This is a genomic window from Acidithiobacillus sp. TH-A36 (assembly GCF_057473445.1).
The window spans coordinates 1-8,142 of sequence record NZ_JBYCKP010000373.1 but is presented as its reverse complement, the minus strand read 5'-3'; the positions used below and the strand labels follow the sequence as shown (position 1 = coordinate 8,142).

8 protein-coding genes and 1 pseudogene are annotated in these 8,142 nt (G+C 54.5%); all 9 read right to left on the bottom strand.

The features are described 5' to 3' along the window. Positions 1-115: 115 nt before the first annotated feature. Positions 116-1,042, bottom strand: coding sequence for an RNA polymerase sigma factor RpoS (gene rpoS / locus AC2VLY_RS09805; RefSeq protein ID WP_486892919.1), 927 nt, complete (start codon positions 1,040-1,042; stop codon positions 116-118). A 2-nt stretch (positions 1,043-1,044) separates the two neighbouring features. Then, entirely contained in the window at positions 1,045-1,740 is a 696-nt protein-coding gene (locus AC2VLY_RS09800) for a protein-L-isoaspartate(D-aspartate) O-methyltransferase (RefSeq protein WP_024894773.1), read from the bottom strand. Next, complete coding sequence (surE, locus tag AC2VLY_RS09795; protein ID WP_193651348.1) at positions 1,716-2,474, bottom strand: 5'/3'-nucleotidase SurE; 759 nt, start codon at positions 2,472-2,474, stop codon at positions 1,716-1,718. The genes AC2VLY_RS09800 and surE overlap by 25 nt, the downstream gene beginning before the upstream one ends. Before the next feature lie 99 nt (positions 2,475-2,573). Next, complete coding sequence (locus tag AC2VLY_RS09790) at positions 2,574-3,128, bottom strand: DUF4124 domain-containing protein (RefSeq protein ID WP_300253263.1); 555 nt, start codon at positions 3,126-3,128, stop codon at positions 2,574-2,576. 138 nt (positions 3,129-3,266) lie between these two features. Then, on the bottom strand, positions 3,267-4,682 hold the full coding sequence (glnA, locus tag AC2VLY_RS09785) for a glutamate--ammonia ligase (RefSeq protein WP_024894771.1): 1,416 nt from the start codon (positions 4,680-4,682) through the stop codon (positions 3,267-3,269). 169 nt (positions 4,683-4,851) lie between these two features. Beyond that, positions 4,852-6,015 (bottom strand): cation diffusion facilitator family transporter, encoded by a 1,164-nt coding sequence (locus AC2VLY_RS09780; protein WP_486892920.1) that lies wholly within the window; start codon positions 6,013-6,015, stop codon positions 4,852-4,854. A gap of 177 nt (positions 6,016-6,192) precedes the next feature. Beyond that, complete coding sequence (locus AC2VLY_RS09775) at positions 6,193-6,963, bottom strand: SDR family NAD(P)-dependent oxidoreductase (RefSeq protein WP_193651346.1); 771 nt, start codon at positions 6,961-6,963, stop codon at positions 6,193-6,195. Next, positions 6,960-7,523, bottom strand: a pseudogene (locus AC2VLY_RS09770) (DUF3833 family protein); the annotation flags it as partial. The pseudogene AC2VLY_RS09770 and the gene AC2VLY_RS09775, both read right to left, overlap by 4 nt. 118 nt (positions 7,524-7,641) lie before the next feature. Further along, positions 7,642-8,142 (bottom strand): FAD-dependent oxidoreductase (locus tag AC2VLY_RS09765; protein WP_486922181.1); only part of this gene is annotated, 501 nt, incomplete at its 5' end.

Here is an 8,142-nt window from a genome sequence, read left to right as displayed (position 1 = left end):
CGCCCTGTGGGCTCAGACAGCTCTCCTGACGGGCGCAGGATTTCACCAGGAACAACAACGGCGCGGGACAAAGTCGCTGCAAAGCCTCCCCGCCACCGGCCTGCCGGAGCCTGCCTCACCCGAACAGGGATTCTGTGGTCAGACCTTCTTCTTCAATACGGTGACGTAACGCCAGCAAGGCTTCCACCTGGATCTGCCGCACCCGCTCCCGGGTGATACCCAGACGGTTACCAACATCTTCCAGAGTCGCCCCCTCCGTACCATCCAGACCAAAGCGCCAGAACAGTACCTGCCGATGTTTTTCAGACATGGCACCAATCCATTGATGAATCTGCAGGGACAAATCCTGCTCAGCAAAAGCCGCTTCAACGCCAGGATTTGCCATATCAGCAATCACATCGGCCAGGGGGCGCTCAGATTCTCGACCATGAGGTACATCGAGGCTGGTCACCTTGCCGTCGTTTTCCAGACAGCCGCGAATTTCGTCCACAGGCCGATCCATGGCCGCCGCCACTTCCTCAGGCGTTGGGTCGCGCTGCAGGGTCTGACCCAGACAGCGTGCCGCACGCAAGACGCTACTCAGTTCTTTCATCACATGAATGGGCAGACGAATGGTGCGTGTCTGATTCATCAGGGCCCGTTCGATATTCTGGCGTATCCACCAGGTAGCGTAGGTCGAAAAACGAAAACCCTTTTCCGGATCAAATTTTTCCACGGCACGAATCAGGCCCAGATTCCCCTCTTCAATCAAATCCAGAAGGGGCAGACCACGGTGGATGTAACGTCTGGCCAATTTGACCACCAGACGCAAGTTACTCTCGATCATGGTGCTGCGCGCGGCCGCATCACCCGCCTGAACGAGCCGCCCCAGGGAAATTTCCTGCTCTGCCGTCAGCAACGGATTATGACCGATTTCCCTCAGATAACAGCGGGTAGCATCCCAGTCTGGGGCCTCGTCGTAATCCTCCTCGGCAGCTTCCGGCGTCTCATCTGCCGTCTCCACGGAAAGATCTTCTTCCTCTTCTCTGATCGCGTCGTTCATGCTTAACACTCTCCAGAGGCTAATGAAACCGTACCAGCCAGTAAGGGAACAAAAAAACAGTCACCCAGATGACTGATCCGGGCTTCATGACCATCCCAATGGCTGACCTGCAAATGTTGCTTGCCCCGATCTTCCACCGGCATCACCAGGCGACCGCCAGGCCTTAACTGGCGATATAAGGGGGCCAAAGCACAAGGAACCGCCGCCGTAATCACAATGGCATCATACGGCCCCTGCTCCGGCCAGCCGCCACTACCATCACCATGCAACAGATGTACCTGGGAATAACCCAGTCGGCTCAGCACCTTGTCCGCATGATGATGCAGGGGACCAATGCGTTCCACAGTAAACACTTCCGCCCCCAGTTCCGCCAGAAGCGCCGTCTGATAAGCAGAACCGGTCCCGATTTCCAGAATGCGTCGGGGAATCGGGTTGTTTTCGAGAATAGCCTCCATCATCCGCGCCACAGTCCACGGCTGGGAGATGGTCTGACCATAACCAATGGGCAGGGAGACCAGTTCGTAGGCCCGTCCCGCCAGGGCCTGAGCCACAAAATGATGACGCGGCACCTGATTCATCACATCCAGCACCCGCTCATCACGAATACCCGCCGCCCGCAGGCGTAGCACCATCCTCCCCCGGGTGCGGGGAGAAATCATTCCTACTTCCGGGTTCAGGACTGGCAAGTGCGCAGCCACTGACTTAAGCCTTCCAGAAAATTGTATCGGGTCATATCCAGATCCAGGGGGGTGATGGAGACATAGCCCCGGCGTACCGCATCAAAATCCGTACCCGGCCCGGCGTCTGCTTCCCGCCCGGAAGGGCCAATCCAGTAGACTGGATCGCCGCGTGGATCCGCAGCAGGAATCACCATATCACTTTTGTGGCGTCGCCCCAGACGGGTGACTTCCAAGCCCCGCACTTGCTCATAGGGCAAATCCGGCACATTCACATTGAGAATGGTATCTGCAGGCAGCGCATGGCTGAGCACGCCGGTGACCAGGGTGGCAGCGACTCTGGCCGCCGTTTCAAAGTGACTGCAATCACGACCCGCCAGGGAGACGGCAATGGCTGGCAGCCCCAGAAAACGACCCTCGGTCGCTGCGGCGACGGTACCGGAGTAAAGCACGTCGTCACCCATATTGGCGCCCCGGTTGATACCGGACACCACCATATCCGGAGCTTCGGCAAAAAGACCGGTCACCGCCAGATGCACGCAATCCGTTGGGGTACCGCCGACCAGATAGTGAAAACCATTGAGGCCGGTACGCATGCGCAGGGGACGGTCAAGGGTCAGGGAATTGCTGGCGCCACTGCGATCCTGCTCAGGTGCCAGAACCTCGACTTCGCCGAGAGGGGTGATTGCCTGGGCCAGTGCTGCCAGTCCCGGTGCCAGATATCCGTCATCGTTACTGAGCAAGAAACGTGGCATCTAATCTCCCTGACGGTCTTTATCCAGGCTGATATACTAAGCCACGAAGGTGTTGCCGGTCTATCCCGGCTCTTAATCGGGACAAGACCACAACCCGACTCAGTGCTCCTGATGTCCTTGCATGGATGCGGGCATAGTCGTTTCGGGAAGCTGTTCCAGTTGGTGCTGCAATAACATAACCCGCATTTGGGCGTTATCCATTTCCTGCTTCAGACCATTTACCCTTTGTAAATAACGGGCATAATTTCTTTCATTACCGGTGCGGACAGCTTTGCCCTGTTGATAATTATGGGTCGCCTGCAGCAACTGCAGACGCGCCGCCGCCAATTCGGCTTCCAGCCGTTTACGGGCAGGATTACTCGCATTCAGCTCCGGCTTGTCTACTTTGGGCTGAACATTCGGGGCCACTTCCGGAGGGCGCTGAACCTCTGCAGGCGTACTCACCGATTGCTGAGGCGCACCGGCAATTTGCTCAACCCCCCTAGCGCCTGCGGGCGGATTTTCTCCGTAACTTACCACACCGTTGCTACCCACCCAGCGATATATGGTTTCTGCGTTGGCAAGCACACTGAAAGTCCCGGCCAGCAGCAGAGTCATCATCACACTGCGGCGCACGAAAGTGCCTGCTCCACCACAAATACTTGCATTTTTCATCAACCGATCTCCCCATCATCCAGCGCAACTTATATGGTCGCCCCGCTCATGATTGTCAAGGCGCAGCAATAAAAAGGCCCCGCATGCTGCGAGGCCTTTACCTGTGCAAAACAGCGGGCCAGATCGCCCGCTATGGGCTCAGAGGCTGTAGTACATCTGGAATTCCACCGGATGGGTAGTAACGCGCAGAGCCTGCACTTCCGCCCATTTCACATCCAGATAACCTTCCAGCCAGCTCTGGCTGAACACACCGCCCTTCATCAGGAACTCATGGTCCGCTTCCAAAGCACGCAAGGCTTCTTCCAGAGAAGCAGCCACGCCCGGAATATTGGACTGCTCTTCGGCGGGCAGATCATAGAGGTTCTTGTCCATGGCATCGCCGGGATGAATCTTGTTCTGAATACCATCCAGACCGGCCATCATCATCGCCGCAAAAGCCAGATAGGGGTTGGCCGTGGAATCCGGGAAGCGGACTTCAATACGCCGCGCCTTGGGGCTGTTGACGAAGGGAATACGAATAGAAGCAGAGCGGTTTTTTGCCGAATAGGCCAGCAACACCGGCGCTTCATAGTGGGGGACCAAACGCTTGTAACTGTTGGTGCTGGGATTGGTCAGCGCGTTGATGGCCTTGGCGTGCTTGATGATGCCGCCGATGTAATAAATGGCCAGTTCCGACAAACCACCGTACAAATCACCCGAGAACAGGTTTTTGCCGTCCTTGGCCAGCGACTGATGGACGTGCATGCCACTACCGTTGTCACCGACAATGGGCTTGGGCATGAAGGTTGCGGTCTGACCGTAAGCGGCGGCAACATTGTGAATCACGTACTTCAGAATCTGTACTTCGTCGGCTTTGCGGGTCAGGGTGCTGAAGCCCACACCAATTTCATGCTGCCCGGCAGTAGCCACTTCGTGGTGATGGACTTCCACCTTCAGGCCCATTTCTTCCAGGGCCAGACACATGGCTGAACGCAGGTCCTGCGCAGAATCCACCGGAGGTACCGGGAAATATCCGCCCTTCACACCGGGACGATGGCCCATGTTACCGGATTCATATTCCTTACCGGAATTCCAGGCAGCTTCTTCCGCATCGACCTTGTAGCCGCAGCCGCTCATGTCGATATTCCAGGTCACTGAATCAAAGACAAAAAACTCATTTTCCGGGCCAAAATAAGCAGTATCGGCAATGCCGGTACTTTTCAGATAGGCTTCGGCACGTTTGGCCACTGAACGCGGATCGCGCTCATAACCCTGACCGGTAGCCGGTTCGATGACGTCACAACGAATGTTCAGGGTCGCTTCGTCGGTAAAAGGATCAAGCACGGCGGAATCAGGATCAGGCAGCAGAATCATGTCGGATTCATTGATCCCTTTCCAGCCAGCAATGGAAGAACCATCAAAGGCCTTGCCTTCTACAAAAGTATCTTCTTCCATGGTGTGGGAGGGCACAGAAACATGCTGCTCCTTGCCCTTGGTGTCGGTGAAACGGAAATCAATAAATTTGATGTCTTTTTCTTTAATCAACTTCAGCACATCTTTCGGGCTGTGACCCATCTGCTTTTCCTCCAATCAAGAAATATGTACGAACTGAATACCATTAAGCATGCAAAACTGATACCACATTCAAATGAAGCACCCCCAGAATCCTGGTGGATTATTGCACCAAATTAGCACCCCATAACAGTGCAATCAAACGCTTTGCACCAACATTGTGCACAACCGCTCATTCCTTCTCCGTGGCAGACGTCTGCCAGGCGACATCTACCCGCTGCAGGCCGGAAACCTTTCCCTGCAAGGCTTCCTGAATCTGTTTTTCCTGTGCTTGCAGACTCTCCAGACTCGCCGCAGGCGGAAAAGGATAACGCAGGCAAATCACCACACCATCTTTCAGATAATGCAAGGTCATTTGTTGAGGTAAATGCAAATTACGGGCCAGCAATACGGATTCCACCTTTTCATCAATGACACTGCGCGGCGGCAGAACGGCACCACCCTCTTCGTCATTTTCACTATCAATATGAATGGTGGCGTCCACCAGATCATCTACCGCCTGCAACAGGGACATACGCACCCGCTCGGCAATCTGGTGCCCCTCGGAGACACTGAGCAGCGGATTGGTTACCTGCAAATGCACCTCAGCCAGAGCCTGATGCCCTACCTTGCGTGTCTTGAGCAGGTGCAGGTCGCGCACCCCTTCGCAACCCAGAATCACCTCGCGAATTTGCGCTAAAACCGCATCGTCCAGCCCCCGGTCTGCCAGCTCCTGCAGCGCCTCCCAGGCGGTCACCAGGCCAATGCGCAGCACCATCAAGGCCACAATCAGAGCCACCACCGAATCCAGATAAGGGGCACCCAGAAGGCTTCCGCCAATACCAATCAACACAATGACGCTGGAAATCGCATCGGTACGATGATCCCAGGCATTGGCCCGTAACGCTGCCGAGCGGGTTTTACGCGCCACCCGAATGGTAATCTGATAGAGGGTTTCCTTGGCGAAAATGGCAAAGGCGGCAATATACAGAGTCCAGACCGCAGGCATCCCGTAATGTCCAATCACCAGACGTTGCACAGCCTCATAGCCAATACCCGTGCCATTCAGCGCCAGCAACGTACCCGTGCCCAGTGCCGCAAGCGTCTCGAAACGCTCATGTCCGTATGGATGTTCCTGATCCGGTGGCTGGCTGCTGAAATGCATGGCCAGAATCAGGCCCAAATCCGATAGCAGATCAGATAAGGAATGCACCGCATCGGCCACCAAAGCATCGGAGTGACCGAAAATGCCCCCCGCCAACTTGGTAAAAAACAGCACCAGATTGGTCCCCGCCCCCATCAGGGTCACCCGCATATTCTTTTTACCGCGATCGCTGCGGCTGATGGTTTCTGTCACGCTTCCTGACCTCTGATGTTGTTGGGACACTTCTGGTGCTTTGGTGGCGACATGATAGCCGGAAATGGGTGTGCGGGATAAGTGGGGATTACTGGTTGGTTTTGGCCGGTTGCAACATTTCAACCGTCATTGTTGATGAAGGGCTTTTGCTGGTCCTTGGCTTTTGACGCCGTTTTTCTACAGCCCCGTAGAACGATGAATCAACGAAAAATACCAGCGATAGGGCAGGCAGCGCAGAAATTTGAGCTTGCGGGTAAAGGCGCGGGGAAAGTGAATTTCAAACGCGCTGCTTTCCATACCCGCCAGAATTTCCGTGGCTGCCTGTTCGGGGCTGATTAAATTGGGCATGGGAAAGTCGTTGTGCGCGGTCAGGGGCGTTGCAACAAAACCGGGATGAATGACCTGAACCTTGATCCCCTTGGGTTCCAGATCCAGATGCAGGACTTCGGCGAAATGGGTCAGTGCCGCCTTGCTGGGTCCGTAATATAATGACTGGGGCAAACCACGCAGACCAGCAACGCTGGAGGTCAGGACGATCTGCCCCTGTCCGGCCACGAGCCAATCGGCAAGGACCGTATGAACCGCATCTACCGCGCCCAGATAATTGGTGCTGATGGCCTGACGGGCCTGGTCCGGATTGAGTTCCCAGCTCCGCGCGGCCTGATAGGTGCCGGCAAGAAACAGCAGCACATCCAGACCGCCCCACTGTTCGCGAATATCTGTATAGGCTTTGTGTAGTTCATCCGGAGTCATCACATCGGCGGGGCAAACCAGGGTGTAATCGTTACCCAGTTTGGCGGCCAAGTCCGCAAGCTTGGCTGGATTGCGCGCCGTCAGCGCAAGCCGGGCACCTTGGGCATTCAGTGCTTCGGCACAGGCAGCACCGATTCCCGTACTGGCCCCGATCAACCAGCAACGTTTACCCTGCCAACAGGACTTATCGCTCATACGGGCACCGTATCGTCCACACGCGGTAACTGCAGCATGGCTTTCCGATTTTCTGGCGTATCTGCCAAGCGATGGATTTCAATACTCACGTCACCCACAAAAAAGCCTAAAAAACGCATTTTACTCCGATTAATGACATGATCTTTATCAATCAGATACATCCAGTCATCCACACGCAAATTGAAAAACCGTTTACCCACCGGTTGTCTTACCGTATACCGCCAGCGCATGGCAAACCCTTCGGCTTCTCCCTGAGCAAGCCCCACAATATCTCCTGCTGAACCTTGTGCAGTTGCGGTAAATTTATGGGCACCAGTCACCTGTAATTGCCACAAACGCTCAGCGTAACTGGCCTTACCGTCATTATCCAGAAACAGAAATTTTTCGCTCAGGGAACCGACAGAATCTGTCTGCCACGTCCCCAATAAATACATGATAAAGCGATTGACCACCTTACCTGATCGGTCCTGAAAAACTCCCGTAGCCACCGCAGGACCATTGAAAAATTGATTGATATGAAATACCGGAAGTGATGATTCGTATTGTTTCATAGCGCGCCTGTCACTGGAATTTGTGAATACTGTTTAAACATCTTTATACAGCAAAAAAGAGGGATGCATAGCATCCCTCAAGGCCACCAGAATCCACAACTGGAGAAAACTCAAAAATAACGGAAAATCAGGCAGAGGCCGCCAGCAATTGATACAGGTCAGCCACCGCCCGGGCACCCGCAGACTGGCCTTGTGCCATCGAATCATCAATGGTTTCAGGACCTGTAGCTGCGCCACAAACATAAATGCCCCTGCGGGTTGTTCCTTGCGTGTTGGTATATTGCTCGGCGCGATCAATAAAGCCGTGCTTCTCAAGACCGATACCAAACACTTTGGCAATTTCAGGATTCAGTGCATTAGGATCCATGCCAATAGCGTGCACTACCATGTCCATGGGAATAACGATAGGACGTTTAACCAGGGTATCTTCGCCTTTGACCAGTAAGCGTCCATCCGGAGATTTCGTTACTTCGGCAATACGAGCCTTGACGAACTTGGTTTTGAATTCTTCCTGGCTTTTCCAGTAGAACTTGTCCTCGTAAAGACCGAAGGTACGGATGTCCATGTAATAGATGAACACATCGGTGGTCGGTGACATCTCCTTGATTTCCATAGCCAGATTAGTCGA